Raw genomic sequence first — 25,450 nt, forward strand, 5'->3', positions numbered from 1 at the left:
CGCGGTCGTTCTATGATGGACCGAACGAATGGTCGGTTGGGAAGTGGGACGGATGGACACGACACACTCCAGCCCCCCGGGGGCGGACGAGACCGAGCCGGTTCTCCGGGAGCACTTCGAGGCGACGATCGCGCGGGATCAGCGCATCGAGCCGCGTGACTGGATGCCGGAGGGCTACCGGAAGACGCTGGTGCGGCAGATCGCGCAGCACGCGCACTCGGAGATCATCGGCATGCAGCCGGAGGGCGAGTGGATCACGCGTGCGCCGTCGCTGCGCCGCAAGGCCATTCTGTTCGCGAAGGTCCAGGACGAGGCCGGGCACGGGCTGTATCTGTACTCGGCGGCGGAGACGCTGGGCGCCGACCGCGCGGATCTGACCGAGCGGCTGATCGAGGGCCGCCAGAAGTACTCCTCGATCTTCAACTACCCCACGCTGTCCTTCGCGGACGTCGGGGTGATCGGCTGGTTCGTGGACGGCGCGGCGATCTGCAACCAGGTACCGCTGTGCCGGTCGTCGTACGGGCCGTACGCGCGGGCGATGGTGCGGATCTGCAAGGAGGAGTCGTTCCACCAGCGGCAGGGCTACGAGCTGCTGATGACGATGATGCGGGGCACCGAGGAGCAGCGGGAGATGGTGCAGGACGCGGTGAACCGCTGGTGGTGGCCGTCGCTGATGATGTTCGGCCCGCCCGACGACGCCTCGCCCAACTCCGCGCAGTCGATGGCCTGGAAGATCAAGCGGCACAGCAACGACGAGCTGCGCCAGCGGTTCGTCGACATGACCGTCCCGCAGGCCGAGAAGCTCGGCGTGACGCTGCCCGACCCGCAGCTGCGCTGGAACGAGGAGCGCGGACACCACGACTTCGGCACGCCCGACTGGGACGAGCTGATGCGGGTCATCAAGGGCGACGGCCCGTGCAACGCCCAGCGGATCGAGCGGCGCCGCACCGCTCACGAGGAGGGCGCCTGGGTGCGTGAGGCGGCCACCGCCCACGCCGCCAAACAGGCCGCCCGCGCGCGGAAGGAAGCCCTGGCATGACCGACGGGAAGCAGAACTGGCCGCTGTACGAGGTGTTCGTGCGCGGCAAGCGCGGGCTGAACCACGTGCACGTGGGCTCGCTGCACGCCGCCGACGACCGCATGGCGCTCACGCACGCCCGTGACCTGTACACCCGGCGCAACGAGGGCGTGAGCATCTGGGTCGTGCGCTCCGAGCACATCGCCGCGTCCACGCGCGACGAGAAGGACCCGTTCTTCGAGCCCAGCGCGGACAAGGTCTACCGGCACCCGACCTTCTACGACATCCCCGACGACGTCCCGCACATCTGAGGAGAGGGCATGAGCGACGACCACGTCTACATGACCCTCGCCGAGGGACACGAGGACGACACCCGCTGGGCCTACGGCACCGGCTTCGAGGACCCCCTGCACGGCGTGGACACCGCCGTCCCCGACGGTGTGGACGCCGGGGAACTGGCCGCCCTCTGCGTCACCCTGGCCGACGACGCCCTGATCTCGGCCCAGCGGCTCGCCGAATGGACCACGCGGGCACCCGAGCTGGAGGAGGAGGTGGCGCTGGCCAACATAGGCCTCGATCTGCTCGGCCAGGCCCGCCTGCTGTACTCCCGCGCCGGGCAGGTCGACGGCACCGGGCGCGGCGAGGACGCCTACGCCTACTTCCGTGACGCCGGCGAGTTCCGCAACGTACGCCTGGCCGAAGTGCCGGGCGGCGACTTCGCGTTCTCGATCGTGCGGCTGCTGGTGTTCGCGAGCTGGCGCCTCGCGCACTTCGAGCGGCTCACCGCCCACCGCGACCCGGTACTCGCGGCGATCGCCGCCAAGGGCGTGAAGGAGCTGGCCTACCACCGGCAGTACGCGGCCGAGTGGGTGGTACGGCTGGGCGACGGCACCGAGGAGTCCCACCGCCGGACGCGCAGGGCGCTGGAACAGGTGGCGCCCTACCTCGGCGAGCTGTTCACGGCGTACGACGTACGGGACGAGGTCGTCGCCGTCCTGCGCCAGGTCACCGAGGCGGCCGGACTGCCCATGCCCGTGTACCGGCCGCTGCCAGGCTCGGGCCGCGCCGGCGAGCACACCGAGCATCTCGCCCTGCTGCTGGCCGAGTTGCAGGGCGTGGCCCGCGCCCACCCGGAGGCGACATGGTGACGACGGCCCTGGACGCGCGACGGGCCCGGCGCATCGCCGAGCAGGTCCCCGACCCCGAGCTGCCCATGCTCACCCTGGCCGACCTCGGGGTGCTGCGCGAGGTGTCCCTGGAGCCGGACGGGACGGTCGTCGCGAGCCTCACCCCGACCTACTCCGGCTGCCCGGCCATGGCCGAGATGCGCGCCGGCGTGGCCGCCCGGCTCCGGGCCGCCGGCTACCCGCGCGTGGAGATCCGCACCGTCCTGGACCCGCCGTGGACCAGCGACTGGATCACCCCGCAGGGCCGCCGCAAGCTCGCCGACCACGGCATCGCCCCGCCCGGGGCGGCCCCCGCCCGCGCTGCCGGACCGGTCCCGCTCGTGCTGTCGCCGACCCGCCGCTCGGTGCCCTGCCCCCGGTGCGGCCACCCCGACACCGAGGAGACCTCCCGCTTCGCCGCCACGTCCTGCAAGGCGCTGTGGCGCTGCCTCGCCTGCCGCGAGCCGTTCGAGTACGTCAAGGAGATCTGATGGAGGACCTGATGCAGCCGGCCCCCGCCCCGGCGCCGCGCACGCGAGCCCGCCGGCGTCCGGTCTTCCACCCCCTGCGGGTCGCCGCCGTGCAACCGCTGTGCGAGGACGCGGTGGCCGTCAGCTTCGACATCCCGGCCGAGCTGGCCGAGGAGTTCGCCTTCGCGCCCGGCCAGTCGCTCACCCTGCGGCGTGAGGTCGACGGCCGGGACGAGCGCCGCTCCTACTCGATCTGCTCGCCCGCCGGCACGGCACCGCGCATCGGCGTCCGTGTCGTACCCGGCGGCCTGTTCTCCTCCTGGCTGGTCCACGAGGTGCGCCCCGGCGACACCGTCGAGGTGATGGCCCCCACCGGAGCCTTCACCCCCGACCTCACCACACCCGGCCACCACGTCCTGATCGCGGCCGGCTCCGGCATCACGCCCATGGTCTCCATCGCCGAGTCCGTCCTGGCCGCCGACTCCCGCTCGACGGTCACCCTCCTCTACGGCAACCGCCGCACGGGCACGGTGATGTTCGCCGACGAGCTGGCCGACCTGAAGGACCTCTACCCGACGCGGTTCCAGCTCGCCCACGTCCTGTCCCGTGAGCCCCGCGAGGCCGAGGTGCTCTCCGGCCGCCTCGACGCCGAGCGGCTCTCGGCGCTCATCGACGCGCTGGTCGACGTGGAGTCCGCCGACCACTGGTGGCTGTGCGGCCCGCACGGCATGGTCCGCGCCGCCCAGGAGGTCCTCGCCGGGCTCGGCGTGCCCAACGACCGCGTCCACCAGGAGCTGTTCTACGCCGACGACGAACCCGTACGCGAGGTCCACCACGCCGAGGCAGGCCCCTCCGGCCCCGTCAGCCAGGTCACCGTCACCCTCGACGGCCGCTCCACCACCTCCGCCCTGCCCCGCGAGCGGACCATCCTCGAAGGCGCCCAGCAGACCCGCCCCGACCTGCCGTTCGCCTGCAAGGGCGGGGTCTGCGGCACCTGCCGCGCCCTGGTCACCGACGGCAAGGCCGACATGCGGCGCAACTTCGCCCTCGAACCGGCCGAGGTCGACGCGGGCTACGTCCTCACCTGCCAGTCGTTCCCGGTCTCCGACGCTCTGACGGTGGACTTCGACACCTGAGCCCGGGTCAGGCCGCCCGCGGAAACCCTCACTCGACAGATCGTGCCGGAGTCTTGACTGCGGCGCGACACGGACCACAGACTCCCCTCTGACTGCGCAGTCATACGACGACGCCGACGGTGGAGGGGCCATGTACGCACGACGACCGGCCAAGGTGCTGGGCAGCTGCGTCGCGGCGGCCGCGCTGCTGGCGCTCCCCATGGCCACCGCCCAGGCCTACAACCCGACGGGCGGCATCGTGTACCGGCTCGGGGACGAGCCGTGCCTGAAGGGCCGGGGCAACTGCGCCGTCTACCCGAAGTCGGTACAACTGCCGGGCGGACGCCTCGTCGCGTCGTTCGAGAAGGCCACCGTCGTACCGCAGTCGGGCAGCGCCGACGGCGAGACGCTGCCGGTCTACAAGAGCGACGACCACGGCACGTCCTGGCAGCCGCTGTCGGAGGTCAAGGCCCCGGCGTACCTCTCCCGGAATCCCGCGTACGCCAAGTACACGAGCAACTGGACCAACCCGTACCTCTACGTGCTCCCCCGGACGGTCGGGAAGCTGAAGAAGGGCACGCTGCTGCTCGCGAGCGTCGTGTCGGGCGACGACCAGTACTACAAGGAGCACAAGGCGGCCGATCCCGCCTGGACGCCGTCCAACGACGGAGACCGCGAGGACCTGGCGATCGCCCTGTACTCCAGCCCGGACGAGGGCAGGTCCTGGAAGGTCGTCAACGTCATCGCCACGGGCGGCTGGCAGGGCGGCAGCGCGGGCGCCGTCGGCCGGAACGTCGCGAGCGCGAACACGCACCGCCAGGTGGACCCCCTCTGGGAGCCGTATCTGATGGTCCACAAGGGTCGGCTCGTCTGCTACTACTCCGACGAGAACGACTACCTCGGCTTTGACCCGGTCACCGGCGTGCCCACGCTGGACCCCGCGAACGACACCGCCCCCGACTCGCACGGCCAGATCCTCGTGCACAAGACCTGGGACGGACGGACCGCCCGGTGGAGCGAGCCCGTCGTGGACGTCGCGGGGCTCACCCAGGACATGGGCGGCGGCAAGACGGAGATCGGCGGCGGACGCCCCGGCATGACGAATGTCGTGCGGACCTCGGACGGCAAGTGGCTGCTCACCTACGAGTACTGGGCCGGCGGAGCCAACACCCGGTACCTGCTCGCCGACGACCCGTTGGCGTTCCACCGCGCCTCGGCGGGCAACCCCGTCACCTCGCTGCCGGTCGACGCCGGGTCCCGCCCCCTCGCCACCGGCGGCAGCCCGGTCGTCATCCGGCTCCCCGACGGGCGCCTGGTCTACAACGCCGCCGGCAGCGGCAACGTCTGGGTCAACGACAGCGGACGCGGCGACGGCGTGTGGAAGGAGTACCAGACGACCTCCCGGCCCGGTTACAGCCGCAACCTCCAGTACGTCGCGGGCACCGGCCGCCTCGTGATCCTCAACAATCAGGACACGTCGGTGATCGCCCACGCCGAGGTCGACCTCGGCCACTCGGACGGCGCCTACTACCGGCTCGTCAACCGCCGCACCGGCCAGGTCGTCGGCACCGGCGGCAAGACCAACGACGCCAACATCGGCAACGGTGACGTCCCCGACGTCCGCTTGGAGGACGCCGGCGCGACCCCGGACCACGACACCCAGTACTGGCACGTGGTGACCCGGCCGCAGGGCGGGGTGACGCTGCTGAACAAGTCGGGCGGCAGGGCGGCGGCGATCTGGACCGGGACGCCATCCGCCGGGCAGCGCATCGGCCAGTGGGTCGACGACAACGCCACCGGCAGCTGGAACGTCATCAGGACCGAGGACGGCTCCTACAGGTTCCAGGCGGCGAGGAACCCGGACCTGTACCTGACCGGCGAGTCCCGAGGGGCGCCGCTCACCCTCCAGAACGAGGCCGCGGACGGCTCACAGGAATGGCGGCTGGTCCGGCAGCCGGGGCCTCGGCCCGAGTGACGCTCACTCGGCGCGCAGGACGCGCAACGCCGTCAGCGCCACGTGGAGTTCGGTGCGCCGCTCACCGGATTCCAGGTCGGTGTCGAGGAGGCGCTCGATGGTGCGCAGACGCTGGTACATGGTCTCCCTGGACAGGCCGCCGCGGCGGGCCGCGGTGGTCTTGTTGCCCGCGGCGTCGAGATAGTGGCCCAGCGTCGTCAGCAGATCCGTGCCGTGCCGGGTGTCGTGGTCGATGAGCCGGCCGAGCCGCCGTTCGGTGTAGTCCTGGACGCGGGTGTCCGCACGCAGGGCGTACAGCAGGCGGCGCAGGTCGATGTCCGGCAGCTCGTGGAAGGAGCGGTCCGCGGGGAGGGGCTGGCCCGGCGGGGTGGCCTCGGTGACCCGGGCCGCCTCCCGGAAGGAGCGCGCGGTGTCGGCGAGTTCCGCCACCTCCGAGCCGACGCTCACGATCGCCTCCGGGACCAGGCTCAGCGCCGTGCGGCTCAGGCGTTCGGCCACGGGACGCCACAGCTGGGAGGGGCGCAGGGCCAGCAGCACGCCGAGGCGGCCGGGGGAGAGCTCCCCGACCAGCGCCGGAACCCCCGCCGATCGGAGCTCCCCGTGCAGCCGGGCCTCGAGTTCACTCCCCGCGGCACCGGTGCCCAGGTCGACGAGGATCGCGAGGAAGTGGCTGTCCCGGGTGGGCAGGCCGAGCGCGGCACAGCGGGCGAGGGCGTCCTCGGGGGAGTGGTGGCGCTGCTCCGCCAGCTCCCGCAGGGCGGAGCGGTGGGCCGTGTGCTCCCACGGCGTGGCGTGGATGAGCCGGGCGACGGTCAGGGCCATCGCCGTTCTCTCCAGGACGGTGACGTGCTCCGGCCCGAAGCCCGGCCCCTCGCCGGGGGACGGGAGCATGGCCAGGCGGCCCCAGCGTTCCCCCTGGTAGGAGACCGGTGCCGTGAGCCAGCCCTCGGTTCCGCCCACCTCCGTGTGGTCGCCGGGCGCGGTGGCCCGGGAGCGCTCCTCCCAGCCGGTGAGCGCCTCCTCCACCGTGCTTCCCGACGGTTCGCAGATCAGCGCCTGGTGCACCAGGTTCTCCAGGACGACCGTCCGGCCGCTCATCTCCGCCGCCGCGCGCACCACGTCCTCCGCGCCCGCGCCGCGCAACGTCAGAGCCGTGAACGCCTCGTGGACACGCTGCGTCCGGCGCATCGCCTCCGCCTGGTTGCCGAGGATGAGGGCGTGCACGACCTGGGTGACCTCCAGGAAGTTGACGTCCCGGGCCAGGGTCACCAGGGGCAGCCCCCGGGCCCGGCAGGCCTGGACGAGGGCATCCGGCGGACGGTGGTAGCGCCGTACCAGCTCGATGACCAGGGCGGCCGCTCCCACCTCCGTGAGTTCGTCGACGTACCGCCGCACCCCCGCGGCGTCTTCGGGCAGCGGCATGCCCGTGGTCAGGACCAGCTCGCCGCCCTTGAGGAAGGAGGCCGGATCCGTCAGCTCGGTGATGTGCACCCAGCGCACCGGCCGGTCCAGCTGGGCCAGCCCGGTGACGACCTGGGGCTGTCCGGCGGCCAGGACGGGCAGGGCGAGGACGTCGGCGACGGTCGGCGCGCGACCGGCCGGGGCCGTCGGATGGTTGTCGTTCACGGTGTCTCCCTGCTCGCCCGGTCACTCTGACAAGCGGCACTGACCTGCGCAAGAGCTGCCCACGGGTGGGGCTGGCGGGAACCGAGGGGTCCGGCGGTTGACACAACGTCCGAACAACGCGTTCCGGCTGGACAGATCACGCGTTGTCGCCTTCAGCGGCGGCTTGGATGCTCGGGTACCGGAGCTGAGCAACCCATCAGACCTCGACGCACGGCCGGGAGACGAAATGACCGCACTGTCGCCGCACCTTCGCCAGGCCACGCCCGTGGTGGCGGCCCGGGGCGAGGGCGTCCACCTCTACGGCGAGGACGGCCGCCGTTACCTCGACTTCACCGCCGGCATCGGCGTCACCAGCACCGGGCACTGCCACCCCAAGGTCGTGGCGGCGGCGCAGGAGCAGGTGGGCACCCTGATCCACGGCCAGTACACGACCGTCATGCACCAGCCGCTGCGCCGCCTCGTCGACAAGCTGGGCGAGGTGCTGCCGGCCGGCCTCGACAGCCTGTTCTTCACCAACTCCGGCAGCGAGGCCGTCGAGGCGGCACTGCGGCTGGCGCGCCAGGCCACCGGCCGGCCCAACGTCATCGTCTGTCACGGCGGCTTCCACGGCCGTACGGTCGCCGCCGCCTCCATGACCACCTCCGGCACCCGCTTCCGGTCCGGTTTCTCCCCGCTGATGAGCGGTGTCGTCGTCACCCCGTTCCCGACGGCCTTCCGCTACGGCTGGGACGAGGAGACCGCCACGCGCTTCGCGCTGAGGGAGCTCGACTACACCCTCCAGACGATCTCCTCGCCCGCGGACACGGCCGCGATCATCGTCGAGCCGGTGCTCGGCGAGGGCGGGTACGTGCCCGCGAACAGCGCCTTCATGGAAGGGCTGCGCGAGCGGGCCGACCGGCACGGCTTCCTGCTGATCCTCGACGAGGTGCAGACCGGCGTCGGCCGCACCGGGCGTTTCTGGGGCCACGACCACTTCGGCGTCACCCCGGACATCCTCGTCACCGCCAAGGGCCTCGCCAGCGGCTTCCCCCTCTCCGGCATCGCCGCCTCCGAGGAACTGATGACCAAGGCCTGGCCCGGCTCGCAGGGCGGCACGTACGGCGCCAACGCCGTCGCCTGCGCCGCGGCCTGCGCGACCCTCGACGTGGTCCGCGACGAGAAGCTCGTCGAGAACGCCGAGGCGATGGGCAAGCGGCTGCGCCACGGCCTGGAGGCGGTGGCCGACCGGACCCCGGGCATCGGCGACGTCCGCGGCCTCGGCCTGATGCTGGCGACCGAGTTCGTCACCGAGGACGGCAGCCCCGACCCCGAGACCGCCGCCCGCGTGCAGCGCGCGGCCATCGACGAGGGCCTGCTCCTGCTGCTGTGCGGGGCGTGGAACCAGGTCGTCCGCATGATCCCCGCGCTCGTGATCGACGAGGCGGGCGTGGACGAGGGCCTCCAGGCCTGGACGAACGCCGTCGAGGCCGGCACCTCCGGAGCGGCGGAGCGATGACCACCGCCACCCGCGACCTGGCGGGTCTCACGGCCCGGATCGCCGAGATCGCGCCCGGTCTGCGGGTGGAGACCGGCCCGGGGGCGACGGGTCCCTACGCCTACGACGCCTCCAACTACCGTGTGCTGCCGAGGGCCGTGGCCTTCCCGCGCACCGCCGACGACGTGGTCGCGGTGCTGCGGGTCTGCCGCGAGGCGGGCGTCCCGGTCACGGCCCGGGGCGGCGGCACCAGCATGGCGGGCAACGCCGTCGGGCTCGGGGTCGTCCTGGACTTCTCGCGGTACATGAACCGGATCCTGGACATCGACGTCGAGGGCCGTACCGCGCGGGTTGAGGCCGGTGTCGTCCTGGACGCGCTGCGCGGGGCGACGGCGTTGCACGGGTTGGACTTCGGACCGGATCCGTCCTCGCACAGCCGCTGCACGCTCGGCGGCATGATCGGCAACGACGCGTGCGGGAACCGGTCCGTGCGTGACGGGCGGACCAGCGGGCACGTCGAGGCCCTGGAGATCGTGACGGCCGACGGCGTGCGGGCCGTCGCCGACCACTGCGGGCTGCGTGCCGCGGAGCCGGGCGACGCGGAAGCCGTGCGGCGCGTCGCCCGGCTCGAAGCCGGCCTCAGGCGGCTGGTCGAGGACAACTTGGCTCTGATCCGCACCGAGCTGGGCCGCATCCCGCGCCAGGTCTCCGGCTTCCAGCTGCAGCACCTGCTGCCGGAGAAGGGCTTCGACCTGGCCCGCGCCCTCGTGGGCACTGAAGGCACCTGTGCGGTCGTCACCGCCGCGACGGTCCGCCTGGTGGCGACCGCACAGGCCTCCGCACTGCTGACGCTCGGCTACGAGGACGTGGTCGAGGCGGCCGAGGACGTGCCGGAGATCCTGCGCTGGTCGCCCAGCGCAGTGGAGGGCATGGACGAGGCGATCGTCGCCACCATGCGCGCCCGGCGCGGCCCGGACTCCGTCACCGGACTGCCGGAGGGACGGGCCTGGCTGTACGTCGAGCTCGAAGGCGACGACCAGGCCGCGGTGCACGCCCGCGCCGCCGAACTCCTCGACGCTCTCAAGGCCCGGGGGCGGATGACCGGCGGCCGGGTCGTCGAGACCCCGGCCGAGCGGCGCTCGTTGTGGCGGGTCCGCGAGGACGGGGCCGGGCTCGCCGCCCGCCTCGTCGACGGCGGGGAATCCTGGCCGGGCTGGGAGGACGCGGCCGTCGCGCCCGAGAACCTGGCCGCCTACCTGCGCGACTTCCGCAAGCTGCTGGCCTCGCACGAACTGACCGGTGTGATGTACGGGCACTTCGGCGCGGGCTGCGTCCACGTGCGCATCGACTTCGACCCGGCCACCGAGGCCGGCCGGACGGTCATGCGGCGCTTCCTGACCGAGGCGGCCGCGCTGGTCGTCGGGCACGGCGGCACGCTGTCGGGAGAGCACGGCGACGGACGCGCGCGCAGTGAGCTGCTGGAGGTCATGTACAGCCACCGCATGATCGCCGCGTTCGCCGCGTTCAAGAAGACCTTCGACCCCGACGGGCTGCTCAACCCCGGCGTGATCGTCGACCCGGCCCCCTTGGACGCCGACCTCGCGCTGCGGGAACTCCCGCTGCTGGACACGACCTTCGGCTTCCCCCATGACGAGGACGGATTCGCGGGCGCCGTGCGCCGCTGCGTCGGTGTCGGCCGCTGCCGCAGTGACGCGGGCGGGGTGATGTGCCCCAGCTACCGGGCCACCGGCGAGGAGAACGCCTCCACCCGCGGCCGGGCCCGCATGCTCCAGGAGATGGTGCGCGGTGAGGCCGTGCAGGACGGCTGGCGCTCGACCGAGGTCAAGGACGCCCTCGATCTGTGCCTGTCGTGCAAGGCCTGCTCCAGTGACTGTCCGGTCGGCGTCGACATGGCCACGTACAAGGCGGAGTTCCTCCACCAGCACTACAAGGGCCGCGTGCGCCCCCGTTCCCACTACTCCCTCGGCTGGCTGCCCCGGACCTCCGCCCTGGCCGGCTACGCCGCCCGGCCGGTCAACGCACTGCTGCGCGGGCCGCTCGGCAAGCTCCTGGCCCGTCTCGGCGGCGTCACGACCAAGCGGAGGATCCCCGCCTTCGCCTCCCGCCGCACCCTGCGCAAGATCCTGCGCGCGGCCAGGACGCCAGGGCCCGCGAAGGCCGTGCTCTTCGTCGACAGCTTCACCCGCGCCTTCCGCCCCGAGGTCGCGGGCGCGGTGAGCCGTGTGCTGGCCGACGCCGGTGTTCCCAGCACGCCGCGTGACGGACTGTGCTGCGGGCTGACCTGGGTCAGCACCGGACAGCTGAACGTCGCCCGCAAGATCATGGCCCGCACGGTCGCCGCGCTCGACGACGGTGACGACCGGCCGATCATCGTGGCCGAGCCGAGCTGTGCGGCCGCGTTGAAACGTGACGTCCCCGAACTGCTCGGCACCGAGGCCGCCCAGCGCGTGGCGAGCCGCGTCCACACCTTCACCGGGGCCCTCACCGACCTCGCCGACCAGGCCTGGGGCCCGCCGCCGCTCCCCGAGAACGTCGTGCTCCAGACCCACTGCCACGAGTACGCCACCTTCAAGGGACGCCGCCCCGCCGACCTGCTGCGCCGGCTCGGCGTACGTGGCGTCGACGAGGCCGAGGGCTGCTGCGGACTCGCCGGGAACTTCGGCTTCGAGGCGGAGCACTACGACACCTCGATGGCCGTCGCCGACCTCGCCCTCAAACCCCGCATCGACCACCTCGACGGACGCACCGTCGTCGCCGACGGCTTCAGCTGCGCCACCCAGATCGACCATCTCGCCGGAGACCGGGACATCCGCGCCCTGCACCTCGCGGAACTCCTCGACCCCGCCGCCGACCGACCAGGAGAGACGACATGACCGAGGTACTGACTCAGCTGTTCATCGGCGGTGCCTGGGTGGACGCCGCGGACGGCGCCACCATGCCCGTCGACGACCCCGCGACCGGCGAGATCCTCTGCGAGGTCGCCGACGCGGGCCCCAAGGACGCCCGGCTCGCGGAGGAGGCGGCCGTCCAGGCACAGCAGGAGTGGGCCCGTACGGCGCCCCGGGCGCGCAGCGAGATCCTGCGCCGCGCCTACGAGCTCATCCTGGAGCGCACCGACGAGCTCGCCCACCTGATGACGTCGGAGATGGGCAAGCCTCTCGCCGAGGCCAGGGGAGAGGTGGCGTACGCCGCCGAGTTCTTCCGCTGGTTCTCCGAGGAGGCCGTCCGCATCGACGGCGACTGCGGCACGCTGCCCGACGGGCGCAACCGCATGCTGCTCTCCCGCCGCCCGGTCGGGCCCTGCCTGCTGATCACGCCGTGGAACTTCCCGCTGGCCATGGGCACCCGCAAGATCGGCCCGGCCATCGCGGCGGGGTGCACGATGATCCTCAAGCCGGCCCCGCAGACCCCGCTGTCCAGCCTCGCACTGGCGGGCATCCTCAAGGAGGCCGGCCTGCCGGACGGCGTGCTGAACGTCGTCACCACCTCCCGCGCCGGAGAGGTGTGCGAGCCGCTGCTGCGCGGCGGCCGGATCCGCAAGCTCTCCTTCACCGGCTCCACCGGTGTCGGCCGCATCCTGCTCGCCCAGTGCGCCGACACGGTCGTCCGCACCTCGATGGAGCTGGGCGGCAACGCGCCGTTCATCGTCTTCGACGACGCCGATCTGGACGTGGCCGTGGACGGCGCCATGGTCGCCAAGATGCGCAACATGGGCGAGGCGTGCACCGCCGCGAACCGTTTCTTCGTCCACCGGTCGGTCGCGGACGAGTTCGGCCGCCGGCTCGCCGAGCGGATGGGAGCGCTCGTGGTCGGCCCCGGCACCCGCGACGGTGTCGACGTCGGCCCGCTGATCGACAGGATCGGACGCCGCAAGGTCGAGGAACTGGTCGCCGACGCGCTGGAGCGCGGCGCCCAGGTGCTGGTCGGTGGCCGTACACCGGAGGGGCCGGGCTGCTTCTACCCGCCGACCGTGCTCACGGACGTCTCTCCCGAGAGCCGCCTGATGGACACGGAGATCTTCGGGCCCGTGGCCGCGATCCTCACCTTCGACGACGAGGACGAGGTGCTGCGCCGGGCCAACGACACGCCCTGGGGTCTGGTCGGTTACGTCTTCACCCAGGGCCTGGACCGCGGGCTGCGCGTCAGCGAGGGTCTGGAGGTGGGCATGGTGGGCCTGAACACCGGCCTCGTCTCCAACCCGGCCGCGCCGTTCGGCGGGGTCAAGCAGTCCGGCCTCGGCCGTGAGGGCGGCCGGGTCGGCATCGAGGAGTTCCTGGAGTACCAGTACGTCGCGGTGCCCGTGCGGTGACGGCGCTTCCCGCCTGACACACGTCTCCCCTCGCGCACCGCGCGGACAGCCCCCGCGTTCCGTCCCACCCCCCGGGCCGCACGCGGGCGCCCCGTGCCCGGCCTCTCCCTCCCCCCGGCCGGGCACGGGGCACACGGCCGGTACGCCCGGGGCACCGGCCCCATGACATCGGAGAAAGCATCACGGCGAGTCACACCCCCGGCCCGGACGACTTCTGGGAGCACGTCCGCGCGGCTTATCCGGAGCAGCAACCCCTGCTCAACCTGAACAACGCGGCGGTCAGCACGCCGCCCCTGGTCGTCGAGCAGGCGACGATTGACGCCTACCGGCTGATCAACCGGAACCCCGACCGCAACATGTGGAGCAACCTCGACCTGGCGCTCCCCGAGGCCAAGGAGGAACTCGCCGAGCTGATCGACTGCGACCCCGGCGGGATCGCACTGAACCGGAACTCCACCGAGGGCCTGTGCACGGCGATCTTCGGCATCCCGCTGGCCGCCGGCGACCAGGTCGTCGTCTCACCCTGGGACTACCCGAGCGTGCGCGCCGCCTGATTCCAGCGGCAGGCACGCGAGGGTATCGAGGTCGTCAGCGCCGACGACGACCTCATGGACAGCGACGACGAGATCGTCGAGGCGTACGCGGCGGTCCTGACACCGCGCACCCGTGTCCTGCAGATCACCCACATGTCCCACTGGACGGGGCGGGTCGTACCGGCGAAGCGGCTGTGCCGGCTGGCGAAGGACAACGGGACGCTCACCGTGGTGGACGGCGCCCAGACCTTCGCGCAGCTGCCGGTGAGCTTCCGTGACCTGGACTGCGACTTCTTCGTCACCAGTCTGCACAAGTGGATGGGCGCGCCGGTCGGCAACGGCATGCTGGTCGTCAGGGAGGGAGTCATCGACCGTACGTGGCCCCTGCTGCCCCCCTTCGATCAGCCGCCCCTGCGCGTCGACAAGTTCGACCACTGGAATCTCGGCACGTACAACTCGGCCCTGCAGGCCGGAATCCTGCCGGCGGCGCGCTTCCACCGGGAGATCGGGGCCCGGGCCGTCCACGCGCGCGTACGGGAGCTGACGCGGTACTGGGTGGAGCGCGCCGCCGCGATCCCCGGGTTCAGGCTGCACACTCCGCTGGACACGGAGACCCTGGGCGCGGTGAGCCTCTTCTCCGTCGACGGCATGGACGCCAGAGCCGTGGAACAGGAGCTCCGGGACGCGCACCAGGTGCACGTGAAGTACCGGGAGGTACGGCACCTGAGCGGCCTGCGCGTGTCGCCCCACATCTACATGCGCGAGAGCGAGCTCGACCGCTTCGTGGACGCTCTCGCGGAGGTGGTGGACAAGCAGAGCACGGGCCGCCCCTGACGCGGAAACGCGTCACGCCCCCCGCCGGCCGTCGGCGGCAGGGGGCGCCGTCATGCGTGCCGGGCTGTCACGCACCCAGTCGGCGGTCGCTGATGCCGGACGCCGTGTCGGCGACCAGGCGGCCCCACTCGGGCAGCCGGTCGGCGTCGTAGCGGGAGTCGGGCATGGAGACGGCCACGGAGGCGAGCGGTGTGCCGTCCTCGTCCAGGACGGGTGAGGCGATGGCGCAGACATCGGGGCGGTACTGGTTGCGGTTGACGGCGTAGCCGTCCGTGCGCACCCGCTCCAGCTCGGCGCGCAACTCGGCCGGGTCGACCGTCGTCGCGTCGCTGTAGCGCTCCAGCCTGTGCGCGACCAGTTCGTCCACGTCGGCGGGCGGCAGATGGGCCAGGATCGCGCGCCCGGTGGCGGTGGCGTGCAGGGGAGAGGTGTCGCCGATCGCGTAGTACGTCCGCACCGCGTGAGCGCAGTCGACGCGGTCGACGACGACCATGCACTGCAAGGCGTCCGGCACCGACAGGTGGATCGTCTCGTTCAGCGCGTCGCGCAGCCGGATCATGGGCTCCCTCGCCGCCGCGAACAGGCTGGAGCCCTGAAGTGCCGCCGGACGTACGGCGAGCACCCGGGCGCCGATCTCCCAGCGGGTGGTGTCCTGGCGGTTCGCGCGCAGCCATCCCGCCTCGTTCAGGCTGACCAGCGTGCGCTGCACCGTCGACTTGGGCAGACCGAAGAGCTTCGTCAACTCGCCCACCGTCACGGGCTGGTGGTGGGCGACCGCCTCCAGGATGCGCAGCGACCTGGTCACGCTCTTCATTTCCATCGAGGCCCCGTCAGTCTTCGTTCGTCGGTCTCAACCTCTTGACTCCCTCTCGGGGTCACAGGCATGATCGTGCCGGATTCTAGCATAGCATTCCACCATGTGGCACGCATGCGGGATCCTCCCGCGGTGATGAACGGTGGTAGCGCCCTGACTGCGCCTGCCCCCGCGGGGCGGCCCCCTGTGCCCGGCCCTTCTCTCGGTCGGGCGCAGGGTGGTGGTTGTCGGTCGTCCGAACGTGAGAAAAGGGCCGGCCCCCGCGCTGATGCGCGAGGGCCGGCCCTTGCCGGTGCCCGGTCAGGTGCCCATGCGGCGCCCCGAGATCTCCGCGGCGGCGTCGGCGACCAGGCGGCCCCACTCGGGCAGCCGGTCCGCGTCGTAGCGCGAGTCGGGCATGGAGATGGCCACGGTCGCCAGTGGCGTACCCTCCTCGTCGAGGACGGGCGCGGCGATCGCGCAGACGTCCGGCCGGTACTGGTTGCGGTTGACCGCGTATCCGTCGACGCGGATCCGGTCCAGTTCGGCGCGCAGTTCGTCCGGGTCGGTGGGTGTCGTCTCGCTGTAGCGCTCCAGCCCCTGCGCGATGAGCTCCTCGACGTCCTGCTTCGGCAGATGGGCCAGGACGGCGCGCCCGGTCGCGGTGGCGTGCAGGGGCGAGGTGTCGCCCACGGTGTGGAACGTCCTCACGGCGTGACTGCAGTCCACGCGGTCCACCACGACCATGCACTGCAGGGCGTCCGGCACCGACAGGTGGATCGTCTCGTTCACCGTGTCCCTCAGGCGGACCATGGGCTCGCGTGCGGCGGCGAACAAGCTGGATCCCTGGAGCGCGGCGGGCCGTACGGCCAGGACGCGGGCGCCGATCTCCCAGCGGGTGGTGTCCTTGCGGTTGGCCCGCAGCCAGCCGGCTTCGGCCAGCGTGACCAGGGTGCGCTGCACGGTCGACTTCGGAAGGCCGAAGATCTTCGTCAATTCCCCGACGGTGACCGGCTGATGCTGGGCGACCGCCTCCAGGACGCGCAGCGACCTGGTGACGCTCTTCATTTCCATCCGGTTTCCCCCTGTTAATCCTCAGAATCTCTGGCGGACACCTCTTGACTCCCCTGGGAGCCGCTGTCATTCTCTGTGCCAGATACTAGCACAGCATTCCACAATGTGGCACGGCTCGCCGGAAGATCCCGAGACGCAGCCGGAACTCCGAGACAGGGCGTTCGTGAGCCGAGGTCCCCCGAAGGACCTGCCCCCTCCGCCCAAACCGCCTCGAATCGAACAGCCTCACGCAGGGGCTCAGCATGCGCCCCGGCGATACGAAAGGAAAGCCCGTGTCAGCTGGCAGGAAGCGAGTCGCCGTCGTCGGCGTGGGAACCATGGGCAGCCAGGCCGCCTGGCGCCTCGCGGCCCGTGGCGCGGAGGTCGTCGCCTACGACCGCTTCGCCCCCGGCCACGACCGCAGCGCCGCCGGCGGCGAGACCCGCATCTTCCGCAGCGCGCACTTCGAGGACTCCCGGTACGTCCCGCTCCTCCAGCACGCCGACACCCTGTGGGAGCGGCTCCAGCAGGAGACCGGCCGCGAGCTGCGCCGCCTGACCGGATGCCTGCTCATGGGGTCCACCGATCACCAGCAGATGGTCACGGTCCTGCAGTCCATCGCCGAGCACGGCCTCGATCACGAGGTGCTCGACGCCGAGGCCCTGGCCAAGCGCTTCCCGCAGTACCGGCTGGAGGACGGCGACGCGGCCGTGCTCGACCGCCGCGCCGGCTTCATCCGGCCCGAGCTGACCGTCCAAACCGCGGCCCGGCGCGCCGAGCAGCTGGGTGCCCGTATCGAGCGCTACACGCCGGTGCGCGAGATCACCCCGGCCGGTGGTGGCGTGGAGGTACGCACCGACGCCGGCAGCGAGCGCTTCGACGCGGTCGTCGTCACCGTCGGCCCCTGGGTGAACGATCTGCTCCCCGACCTGCCGTGGGAGGTGGACATCCGCCGCCTGATCAGCGCCTGGTACGTGCCCACCACCGACGCCTGGTTCGGCGAGGAGCGTCCCGCGTTCATCCGCACGACCCCCACGCACTGCTACGGACTGCCCTCCCCGGACGGCGTCTCCGTCAAGCTCGGCCTCTCCCGCGCGCTTCACAAGCCCGCCGGCGACCCCAACGCGCTGGACCGCACCGTCCAGCCGGAGGAGCTGGACATCTTCACCGAGCAGATCCGCCGCCACCTGCCGGACCTGCACCCGGACCCGACCCGCCTGGCCGTCTACATGGAGGGCTACACCGAGAGCAGCCGCCCTCTGATCGGCCCGCTGCCCGGCGCCGACAACGTCGTACTGCTCGCGGGCTTCTCCGGCCACGGCTTCAAACTCTCACCCGCCTTCGGGGACATCGCCGCCGACCTGGCGCTGGACGGCACCTCCTCCCAGCCCATCGACTTCGTGTCCACCGTCGGCCGCACCACGGCCTGAACCGGCCCCGGCCGCCCTCCGGTCCATCGGCACAACTGGCACATCCGGCAAGGAGAACCACATGGCGAGGAAACGCGTCGCGGTCGTCGGCACCGGCACGGTCGGCAGCCAGGCCGCCTGGCGGCTGGCGGCCCGCGGAGCCGAGGTCGTCGCCTACGACCGCTTCGCCCCCGGCCACGACCGCGGCGCCGCCGGCGGTGAGACCCGGGTCTTCCGCAGCGTGCAGACCGACGACGGCCGGTACGTGCCGCTCGTGCGGCACGCCGATGCCCTCTGGAAGCAGCTCCAGGCGGAGACAGGCCGCGAACTGCGGCGGCTCACCGGATGCCTGTTCACGGGGCCGGCCGACGACCCCGAGATGCGCACCGTCCTCGACGTCGTCGCCGAGCACGGTCTCGACCACGAGGTCATCGACGCCGAGGCATTGGCAAAGCGTTTCCCTCAGTTCCGCGTCGACGACGGGGACCTGGCGGTCCTCGACCCGCGTGCGGGGTTCGTCCGCCCGGAGCTGACGGTCCAGACCGCGGCCCGCCGTGCCGAGGAACTGGGTGCACGGATCCGCCGGTACACCCCCGTGAGGGAAGTCGGCCCCGTCGCCGGGGGCGGAGTCGAGATCCGTGCGGACTCGGGCACGGAGCGCTTCGACGCCGCTGTCGTGACCCCCGGGCCGTGGGTGGGTGACCTGCTGCCCGACCTGCCGTGGGAGGTGGCCGTCCACCGTGCGCTCAGCGCCTGGTTCCTGCCCCACGAGGACCATCAAGCCGGCGAGGAGCGCCCCGCCTTCATCCGACGCGGCGGCCCCGTCCCCTTCTACGGCATCCCGTCCCCGGACGGCCTCTCCGTCAAGCTCGGCGTGTCCCAGGCCCACCACCGGCCCGTGGACGATCCGAACCGGCTGGAGAGGACCGTCGCGGCCGAGGAAGTGGAGATGTTCAGCGAGATCGTGCGGCGCCACCTGCCCGGTCTGAACCCCGACCCGGTCCGCGTCTCCGCCTACATGGAGGGCTACACCGGCAGCACCCGGCCGCTGGTCGGCCCCCTGTCGGGCTCCGACGACATCATCCTGCTGGCCAGCTTCTCCGGCCAAGGCTTCAAAGTCTCGCCCGCCATGGGCGACATCGCCGCAGACCTCGCCCTGGAAGGCCGCACCTCCCAACCGATCGACTTCATCAGCACGCTCGGCCGCACCACCGCCTGAATGAGGAACGACATGACACTCACCGTAGGCCCGCTCCGGGCCGAGCCGGGCCGCAAGACCCGCGGGGTGATCCCCGTGGACCTCGAACTCACGACCGTCGAGATCCCCCTCGTCCTCGTCAACGGCTCCCGCCCCGGGCCCCGGGTCGTCATCACCGGCGGCGTCCACGGCGGCGAGTTCGTCGGCATCGACGCCGCCACCCGCCTGGCCGGGTTCCTGGAGCCGGACGACGTCACCGGCCAGGTGGTGATCTGCCCCGTGGCCAACCCACCGGCCGTGTACGACGGCCGCCTCGGCAAGTCCCCGCTGGACGACGTCAACATCAACCGCGTCTTTCCCGGCGACAAGGACGGCGGACCCACCGAGCGGCTGGCGGCCTGGCTCTTCGCACACGTCATCTCCGGTGCCGACGCCTACGCGGACCTGCACAGCGGCGGTATCGACGAGACCCTGCTCGACTTCGTCGGCTACCGCCTGACCTCCGACGCGGAACTGGACGCCAGGACGCGGGCCATGGCCCACGCCGTCGGCTACGAGCGAGTACTGTTCGGCCGCAACGCCGAAGGCGGCAACAGCCACGCCGCGGCCGCCCGGCAGGGCATCCCCGCGATCCTCATCGAGACCGGCCAGCTCGGCGAACGCGACCCCGCCCAGGCCCGGGCCCTGCTCGACGGCCTGTACCGGCTGCTGCACCACCTCGGCGTCATCGATGCGCCACAGCACGTCGCACCGGTGACCGCGCAGCCGCGCGACTGGGTCTGGACCGGCTCCGTCGTCTCACCGGCCACCGGCCTGTGGTACCCGGACACGACGACCGGCGACGAGGTGACCGCGGGTCAGCCCATCGGCCGCGTCATCGACCCGGCCGACGGCAGCGAACACAAGGTCACCGCCACCGCCGCCGGACAGATCCTCTACGGCATGAACGGGCTCACCGTCGCCCCCGGCGCCGAACTCGCCGCCATCGCGGTGCCGCACGACTGACCGGCACCGCACACAGACCCGCCCCCCGAACCACCACTCACCTCGAACAGCTGGTCCCCACGCGCCAATTTCAGGAGATTTGTCATGAGTGATCCCATGATCGGCCGCAGAGCGCTCCTGCGCGGAGCAGGCGGCCTGGCCGCCCTCGCCGCCGTGCCCTCCCTCGCGGCCTGCGGCACCGGCACCAGCCGCGCCTCGTCCGGCAGCGCCAAGGGCGGCGGCAAGTCGGTGGTCGTCCGCGACAGCGGCGGCACCTTCGGGGAGGCCCTCCAGAAGGCGATCTACACGCCGTTCACCCAGGAGACCGGAATCAGCGTCCAGGTCGTCAACCTCCAGGGCACTCAGATGCTGGCCCAGATCAAGCAGGGCCGCCCCCAGTTCGACCTCATCAACAACTCGATGATGGACCACATCAAGTTCGCGGCCCAGGACGCCCTGGAGCGGCTGGACACCGACAGGATCAAGAGCCTCAAGAGCGCCAAGATCCCTCAGAACCAGATCACCGACCATGCCGTCGGCAACAGCTTCTACGGCCAGTGCATGGCGTACCGCACCGATGCCTTCGGGGGGAAGAAGCCGGAGACCTGGGCGGACTTCTGGGACACCGGGGCGTTCAAGGGCAGCCGCTCGATGTGCAACCCGGACGCCGACCTGCCCGAACTGGAGTTCGCGCTGCTGGCCGACGGTGTGCCGATGGACAAGCTGTACCCGCTGGATGTGGACCGCGCCTTCAAGGTGCTGAGCCGGCTCCGGTCCGACATCAAGAAGTTCTGGGACAGCGGCCCGCTGCCGGGTGTGCTGCTCAGCCGCCAGGAGGTGACGATGTCCACCGTCTGGGACGGCCGGATCGCCGATCTGCAGAAGCAGGGCGTGCCTGTAGCGCGGCAGCTCAACGGCATGCGCCGCCAGTTCCAGGGCTACGGCATCGCCAAGGGCGCCGCCCATGTGGACGCCGCCTACAAGCTCATGGACTACTCGCTGCAGCCCGAGGTCCAGGCCCGCCTGGCGAAGACCTTCCCGTCGAACCCCTCGTCCCCGGTGGCCTACGAAAAGCTCACCAAGGACCAGCGCAACGCTCTCGCCGGTGCGCCGCAGTACTACGACAAGGGCTTCGACGCGGACATCGGCTGGTGGCTGAAGAACGAAGCGGCCGTCAGCAAGCGTTGGTTGGAGTGGGCTCGTGGCTGAATTCGGTATCGCCGCACCGGCCGTGGAGGTGGCCGGTGGCAAGCTGCCCACCGCGACGGGCAAAGCGCTGTCGGTGGTGGCCCTGCGCAAGACCTACGGGGACGTCGTCGCGGTCGACGAGGCGTCCATGGAGATCGCCGCCGGGGAGTTCGTCACCTTCCTCGGCGCCTCCGGGTCGGGCAAGACCACGACCCTGATGATGATCGCCGGTTTCTGCGAACCGGACTCCGGCACCATCACCGTCGGGGACCGCGACGTCACGAAGCTCGCCCCGCAAAAGCGCAACCTCGGCTTCGTGTTCCAGCAGTACCTGCTCTTCCCGCACATGACCGTGAGCGAGAACGTCGCCTTCCCGCTCACCCTGCGCGGGGTGCCGAAGGACGAGATCCGCAGAAGGGTCGGGGAGACCCTGGAGATCGCGGGCCTGTCCGGGTTCGGCAGCCGTCGACCGAGGGAGCTGTCGGGTGGTCAGCAGCAGCGCGTCGCCTTGTGCCGCGCGCTGGTCTACCGCCCGCCGGTCATTCTCATGGACGAGCCGCTCGGTGCCCTGGACAAGAAGCTGCGCGATCAGCTCCAGGTCGAGATCAAGGCCATCCAGCAGGAACTCGGCCTGACTGTCATCTATGTGACGCATGATCAGGAGGAAGCGCTGGTGCTGTCGGACCGGATCGCGGTGATGCGCAGCGGTCTGATCGAGCAGTTCGACACGCCGCGCGAGTTGTTCGAGCGGCCCAGGACCCCGTTCGTGGCGGACTTCCTCGGCGCGGCCAATTTCCTGCCCGGCCGCATCGAGCAGCACACCGACGCGCACACCGTTGTCCGCCTCGACCAGTCCGGCGGTCTGTTGACGGCGCGACGCCATGAGCTGGCCTCCGGCACGCCGGTGAAGGTCGCCGTGCAGCCGGGCCGGCTGCGGGCCTGCGCACCGGACGACGGTTTCTGTACCGGCACCGTCGAGACCGCCACCTACGTCGGCACTCTGGTCCGCGCGGGCGTACGCATCGACGGCGCGGACGCCCCACTGCTGCGCCTGGAGGTACCGGCCGGCCGCGGTCCCGTCACCGGCGAACGCATCGGGATCTCTGCCGATCCCGAGGACGTCAACCTCTTCCCCGTCGAACAGGACGGGTGACTCATGGCCGCCACCCTCACCGCCAACGCCCCCGCCCGTCCCCACAAGCTCCTGGCCTCCCGCCGCACCCGCGTCGGGATCCTCTACGCACTACCGGTCGTGGTCTACCTGCTGGTGCTGTTCGTCTACCCGATCCTCAGCACGCTGTTCCTCAGCCTGAAGAACGCCGACGGCTCCCTCACCCTGCACTGGTACGTCGAAGCTCTGACAGGCCTCAACCTCTCCGTTCTGTTGACCACCGTACGGATCTCCGCGGAGACGGCGCTGTTCAGTCTCGTCTTCGGCTTCGTCCTGGCCAATGCGATCTCCCGGCTGAAGCCCGTGTGGGCGGGAGTGGCGATGCTGATCGTGGTCGTGCCGCACTTCATCAGCGCCCTGGTGCGCACCTACGGCTGGATCATCCTGCTCGGTGACAAGGGCCTGGTGAACGAGGCCCTGGCCAAGTTGTGGGTCCCCGGGGCGCCGTTCCAGCTGCTGTACAACGAGATCGGCGTGGTCATCGGCACCACCTCGGTGATGCTGCCCTACACCGTGCTGCTGCTGTACGGCGTGATGCGCGGCGTGGACCGCAGGCTGCTGGCCGCCGCGGCCAGCATGGGCGCGGGCCGTATCACGATCTTCCGCCGGGTCTACCTGCCGCTGGTCGCCCCCGGGCTGGCCAGTGCCGGACTGCTCAGCTTCATCCTCTCGCTGGGCTACTACATCACCCCCGCCCTGATGGGCGGCCCCGACCAGACGATGATCGCCTCGCTCATCAACCAGCAGGTGATGAAGCAGAACCAGTGGAACGGGGCGGCCGCCGAGGGCGTCGTGCTGCTGCTGCTGACCTTCGCGGGACTGCTGCTGGTCAAGGTCGTGACCTCCTTCGGCGCCAGCCGTAAGAAGAGGAGGACGTCATGATGGAGCTGCGCAGAACCCTCGCCGGTCGGATCGCCCTGACCGCCGTCGCCACCATGATCCTGCTGTTCCTGGCGCTGCCGATCGTCGTCATCCTGGTCACCTCCTTCAGCAACAACGCCTTCGCAGCGTTCCCCCCGGACTCCTGGACGCTCGGCTGGTACAAGGCGCTGTTCGCCGACGGCAGCAAGTGGCCGGCGGCCCTGTCGCTGAGCGCCCTGGTCGCCGCCATGAGCACCGTCTTCTCGCTGGTCATCGGCGTGACCGCGGCGACCGCGCTGACCCGCAGCGAACTGCCGCTGCGCTCCGCGGTCTACGCCCTGGTCCTCGGACCGCTGCTCATCCCGCAAATCGTCACCGCCCTGGGCCTGTTCCTGCTCTTCGAACCCGCCTCCATGCTCGGCAGCCCCATCGCCATCGCCCTCGGCCACACCGTCCTGGCCTCACCGATCGCGGTGCTGATCCTGGTGGCGACCCTGCGCGGCATCGACGAACGCCTCGAAGACGCCGCCGCCAGCATGGGCGCCGGACGCCTCACCATCGCCCGGCGCATCACCTTCCCCCTCGCCGCACCCGGCATGATCGCCGCCGCGATCTTCTCCTTCATCACCAGCTTCGACGAGTTCTACATCTCCCAGTTCCTGTCCTCGGTCGACACCGTCACCCTGCCGGTGCAGATCTACAACTCCCTCACCTTCGACATCGACCCCAGCGTCACCGCGATCAGCGCCATCCTCATCGCCTTCGCGATCCTCGCCCTCGCTCTGGTGGCCCTCGTGCGCTGGCTGGGCTCGGGGCGGCAGGACTCCCTGCTGTCGGTCGAGAACACGGCAGGGATCGCCGCACCTGGAGGTGAGGCCGTATGACCGCCACCGCACAGCGGCACCTGCTGCTGAACATGACCGCCAACGGATCGCTCGCCAAGCCCGGCAAGGACCTCTTCGTCGTGCGCCACGGCGAGGGCCCCTACGTCGACGACGCGGCCGGCAACCGCTACATCGACGGCCTGTCCGGGCTGTACTGCTGCCAGATCGGCTACTCCTACGCCGACGAGATCGCCGAAGCGGCCCAGAAGCAACTGCGCGAACTCTGTTACAGCCCCCTGTGGTCGGATTCCGCGCACCCCACCGGCCTGGCCCTCGCGGAGCGCCTCGCCGCCCTGGCCCCCGACGGCATCGAGCACGTCTTCTTCAGCGGCGGCGGCGCCGAGGCGGTGGAGACCGCCTGGAAGATCGCCCGCAGGTACCACACCCTGCGCGGTGAGCCGGGCCGGATCAAGGCGATCGCACGGCGCGGCGCCTACCACGGCCTGACCCTCGGGGCGCTGTCCTTCACGGACGACCCCGGCCTCACCGAGCCGTACGGGCCGCCCGCCGTGGAGACCCATTTCGTCGCCAACACCAACCGGGCCGCCCTGCGACAGCCCCTCGACGAGGCGGCCTTCACCGAGCACCTGCTCGCGGACGTGGAGGCCACGGTCCTCGCCGCCGGACCGGAAAGCGTCGCCATGCTCATCGCCGAGCCGGTGCAGAACCGGGGCGGCTGCATCACCCCGCCGGAGGGCTACTGGCAGGGACTGCGGCGACTGGCCGACCGTTACGGCTTCCTGCTGGTCGCCGACGAGGTCATCACCGCCTTCGGTCGGCTGGGGGAGTGGTTCGGCGGCGAGTGCTACGGCGCCCGCCCGGACATCGTCACCGCCGCCAAGGGCATCACCGCCGGCTACGCCCCCATGGGCGCGACCCTCGTCTCGGACCGTGTCGCGGAGGTGATCAACCAGCCGGGCGAGGTCCTCAACCACGGCTACACCTTCAGTGGTCATCCGCTGAGCGCGGCCATCGCCCTGCGCAGCCTGGAGATCATGGAGCGGGACCGGATCCTGGAGAACGTCCGCGGTCACCAGGGCCACTTGGCCGGGCGCATGGCGTCCCTGGGCGAACTGCCGATCGTGGGCGATGTCCGCGGCGCCGGATACTTCTACGCCCTCGAACTCGTCGGCGACCTCGACGGCGGCGGCTTCGGCGACACCGCGCGCGCCGCGCTCGTCGCCGACCTGATCCCGCGCCGGCTGCGCGAGGCCGGGCTGCTCGCCCGCGTCTACAACCGCGCTGCCCCGCTGGTGCAGATCGCGCCCCCGCTGATCAGCGACCGCGCGCTTCTGGACCGTATCGCCGACATCCTCGCGGACACCCTCGCCGAGGCCTCCGCCCGCCTGTGATCCACCCTTTCGAAAG

The 25,450-nt window shown here is 71.4% G+C and carries 22 protein-coding genes; 19 read left to right on the forward strand and 3 right to left on the reverse strand.

Features of this window, described 5'->3' with window-relative positions; genetic code table 11:
• The first annotated feature begins 52 nt into the window (after nt 1-52).
• The 6 genes from paaA (at nt 53) to ABZ192_RS33100 (ending at nt 5,744) form a co-directional block, all read left to right on the forward strand.
• Nucleotides 53-1,039, forward strand: a complete 987-nt coding sequence (gene paaA, locus ABZ192_RS33075) for a 1,2-phenylacetyl-CoA epoxidase subunit PaaA (protein WP_356928159.1) — start codon at nt 53-55, stop codon at nt 1,037-1,039.
• The gene (gene paaB, locus ABZ192_RS33080) at nt 1,036-1,329 is read left to right on the forward strand and encodes a 1,2-phenylacetyl-CoA epoxidase subunit PaaB (protein WP_020274713.1); all 294 of its coding nucleotides are present in this window, start codon (nt 1,036-1,038) and stop codon (nt 1,327-1,329) included. The genes paaA and paaB overlap by 4 nt, the downstream gene beginning before the upstream one ends.
• Before the next feature lie 9 nt (nt 1,330-1,338).
• Nucleotides 1,339-2,166, forward strand: a complete 828-nt coding sequence (paaC, locus tag ABZ192_RS33085; protein WP_356928160.1) for a 1,2-phenylacetyl-CoA epoxidase subunit PaaC — start codon at nt 1,339-1,341, stop codon at nt 2,164-2,166.
• On the forward strand, nt 2,160-2,675 hold the full coding sequence (gene paaD, locus ABZ192_RS33090) for a 1,2-phenylacetyl-CoA epoxidase subunit PaaD (RefSeq protein WP_356928161.1): 516 nt from the start codon (nt 2,160-2,162) through the stop codon (nt 2,673-2,675). Before paaC ends, paaD begins: the two co-directional genes overlap by 7 nt.
• Nucleotides 2,676-2,686: 11 nt before the next feature.
• Nucleotides 2,687-3,790 (forward strand): 1,2-phenylacetyl-CoA epoxidase subunit PaaE, encoded by a 1,104-nt coding sequence (gene paaE / locus ABZ192_RS33095; RefSeq protein ID WP_356928185.1) that lies wholly within the window; start codon nt 2,687-2,689, stop codon nt 3,788-3,790.
• 130 nt (nt 3,791-3,920) lie between these two features.
• Nucleotides 3,921-5,744, forward strand: a complete 1,824-nt coding sequence (locus ABZ192_RS33100) for an RICIN domain-containing protein (RefSeq protein ID WP_356928162.1) — start codon at nt 3,921-3,923, stop codon at nt 5,742-5,744.
• A gap of 3 nt (nt 5,745-5,747) precedes the next feature.
• Here the strand turns inward: ABZ192_RS33100 and ABZ192_RS33105 are convergent, their stop codons facing one another.
• Nucleotides 5,748-7,370 (reverse strand): PucR family transcriptional regulator ligand-binding domain-containing protein, encoded by a 1,623-nt coding sequence (locus ABZ192_RS33105; protein WP_356928163.1) that lies wholly within the window; start codon nt 7,368-7,370, stop codon nt 5,748-5,750.
• A gap of 226 nt (nt 7,371-7,596) precedes the next feature.
• Here ABZ192_RS33105 and ABZ192_RS33110 point away from each other — a divergent pair, with 226 nt between their 5' ends.
• The 5 genes from ABZ192_RS33110 (at nt 7,597) to ABZ192_RS33130 (ending at nt 14,541) form a co-directional block, all read left to right on the forward strand.
• Nucleotides 7,597-8,865 (forward strand): aminotransferase class III-fold pyridoxal phosphate-dependent enzyme, encoded by a 1,269-nt coding sequence (locus tag ABZ192_RS33110; protein WP_356928164.1) that lies wholly within the window; start codon nt 7,597-7,599, stop codon nt 8,863-8,865.
• Entirely contained in the window at nt 8,862-11,738 is a 2,877-nt protein-coding gene (locus ABZ192_RS33115; RefSeq protein ID WP_356928165.1) for an FAD-binding and (Fe-S)-binding domain-containing protein, read from the forward strand. Before ABZ192_RS33110 ends, ABZ192_RS33115 begins: the two co-directional genes overlap by 4 nt.
• Nucleotides 11,735-13,174 carry an NAD-dependent succinate-semialdehyde dehydrogenase gene (locus tag ABZ192_RS33120; protein ID WP_356928166.1) on the forward strand — a complete coding sequence of 480 codons (1,440 nt, stop codon included), beginning with the start codon at nt 11,735-11,737 and terminating at the stop codon, nt 13,172-13,174. Before ABZ192_RS33115 ends, ABZ192_RS33120 begins: the two co-directional genes overlap by 4 nt.
• 356 nt (nt 13,175-13,530) lie before the next feature.
• Nucleotides 13,531-13,728, forward strand: a complete 198-nt coding sequence (locus ABZ192_RS33125; protein WP_356928167.1) for a hypothetical protein — start codon at nt 13,531-13,533, stop codon at nt 13,726-13,728.
• Between the two features lie 54 nt (nt 13,729-13,782).
• A complete protein-coding gene (locus ABZ192_RS33130; protein WP_356928168.1) occupies nt 13,783-14,541 on the forward strand; it encodes an aminotransferase class V-fold PLP-dependent enzyme in 759 nt (252 codons plus the stop codon).
• A gap of 67 nt (nt 14,542-14,608) precedes the next feature.
• On the opposite strand, the gene ABZ192_RS33135 is transcribed toward ABZ192_RS33130, so the two are convergent.
• Both ABZ192_RS33135 and ABZ192_RS33140 read right to left on the reverse strand, forming a co-directional pair.
• A complete protein-coding gene (locus ABZ192_RS33135) occupies nt 14,609-15,355 on the reverse strand; it encodes an IclR family transcriptional regulator (protein WP_356928186.1) in 747 nt (248 codons plus the stop codon).
• Between the two features lie 300 nt (nt 15,356-15,655).
• Nucleotides 15,656-16,402: an IclR family transcriptional regulator gene (locus tag ABZ192_RS33140; RefSeq protein ID WP_356928187.1), complete on the reverse strand. Its 747-nt coding sequence runs from the start codon at nt 16,400-16,402 to the stop codon at nt 15,656-15,658.
• A gap of 278 nt (nt 16,403-16,680) precedes the next feature.
• On the opposite strand from ABZ192_RS33140, the gene solA (ABZ192_RS33145) reads away from it, so the two are divergent.
• From solA (ABZ192_RS33145) to ABZ192_RS33180, 8 genes are all read left to right on the forward strand, one after another.
• Nucleotides 16,681-17,817, forward strand: coding sequence for an N-methyl-L-tryptophan oxidase (solA, locus tag ABZ192_RS33145; RefSeq protein WP_356928169.1), 1,137 nt, complete (start codon nt 16,681-16,683; stop codon nt 17,815-17,817).
• Nucleotides 17,818-17,878: 61 nt separating this feature from the next.
• Nucleotides 17,879-19,015 carry an N-methyl-L-tryptophan oxidase gene (gene solA / locus ABZ192_RS33150; RefSeq protein WP_356928170.1) on the forward strand — a complete coding sequence of 379 codons (1,137 nt, stop codon included), beginning with the start codon at nt 17,879-17,881 and terminating at the stop codon, nt 19,013-19,015.
• A 12-nt stretch (nt 19,016-19,027) separates the two neighbouring features.
• Nucleotides 19,028-19,999 carry a succinylglutamate desuccinylase/aspartoacylase family protein gene (locus ABZ192_RS33155; RefSeq protein ID WP_356928171.1) on the forward strand — a complete coding sequence of 324 codons (972 nt, stop codon included), beginning with the start codon at nt 19,028-19,030 and terminating at the stop codon, nt 19,997-19,999.
• Nucleotides 20,000-20,083: 84 nt separating this feature from the next.
• On the forward strand, nt 20,084-21,187 hold the full coding sequence (locus ABZ192_RS33160; protein WP_356928172.1) for an ABC transporter substrate-binding protein: 1,104 nt from the start codon (nt 20,084-20,086) through the stop codon (nt 21,185-21,187).
• Nucleotides 21,180-22,319, forward strand: a complete 1,140-nt coding sequence (locus ABZ192_RS33165; protein WP_356928173.1) for an ABC transporter ATP-binding protein — start codon at nt 21,180-21,182, stop codon at nt 22,317-22,319. Before ABZ192_RS33160 ends, ABZ192_RS33165 begins: the two co-directional genes overlap by 8 nt.
• Before the next feature lie 3 nt (nt 22,320-22,322).
• On the forward strand, nt 22,323-23,219 hold the full coding sequence (locus tag ABZ192_RS33170; RefSeq protein ID WP_356928174.1) for an ABC transporter permease: 897 nt from the start codon (nt 22,323-22,325) through the stop codon (nt 23,217-23,219).
• Nucleotides 23,216-24,082, forward strand: a complete 867-nt coding sequence (locus ABZ192_RS33175; RefSeq protein ID WP_356928175.1) for an ABC transporter permease — start codon at nt 23,216-23,218, stop codon at nt 24,080-24,082. Before ABZ192_RS33170 ends, ABZ192_RS33175 begins: the two co-directional genes overlap by 4 nt.
• A complete protein-coding gene (locus ABZ192_RS33180) occupies nt 24,079-25,434 on the forward strand; it encodes an aminotransferase class III-fold pyridoxal phosphate-dependent enzyme (protein WP_356928176.1) in 1,356 nt (451 codons plus the stop codon). The genes ABZ192_RS33175 and ABZ192_RS33180 overlap by 4 nt, the downstream gene beginning before the upstream one ends.
• Nucleotides 25,435-25,450 lie beyond the last annotated feature (16 nt).

Origin of the sequence: Streptomyces sp. NPDC006235 (genome assembly GCF_040613735.1) — a bacterium.
GTDB lineage: Bacteria > Actinomycetota > Actinomycetes > Streptomycetales > Streptomycetaceae > Streptomyces.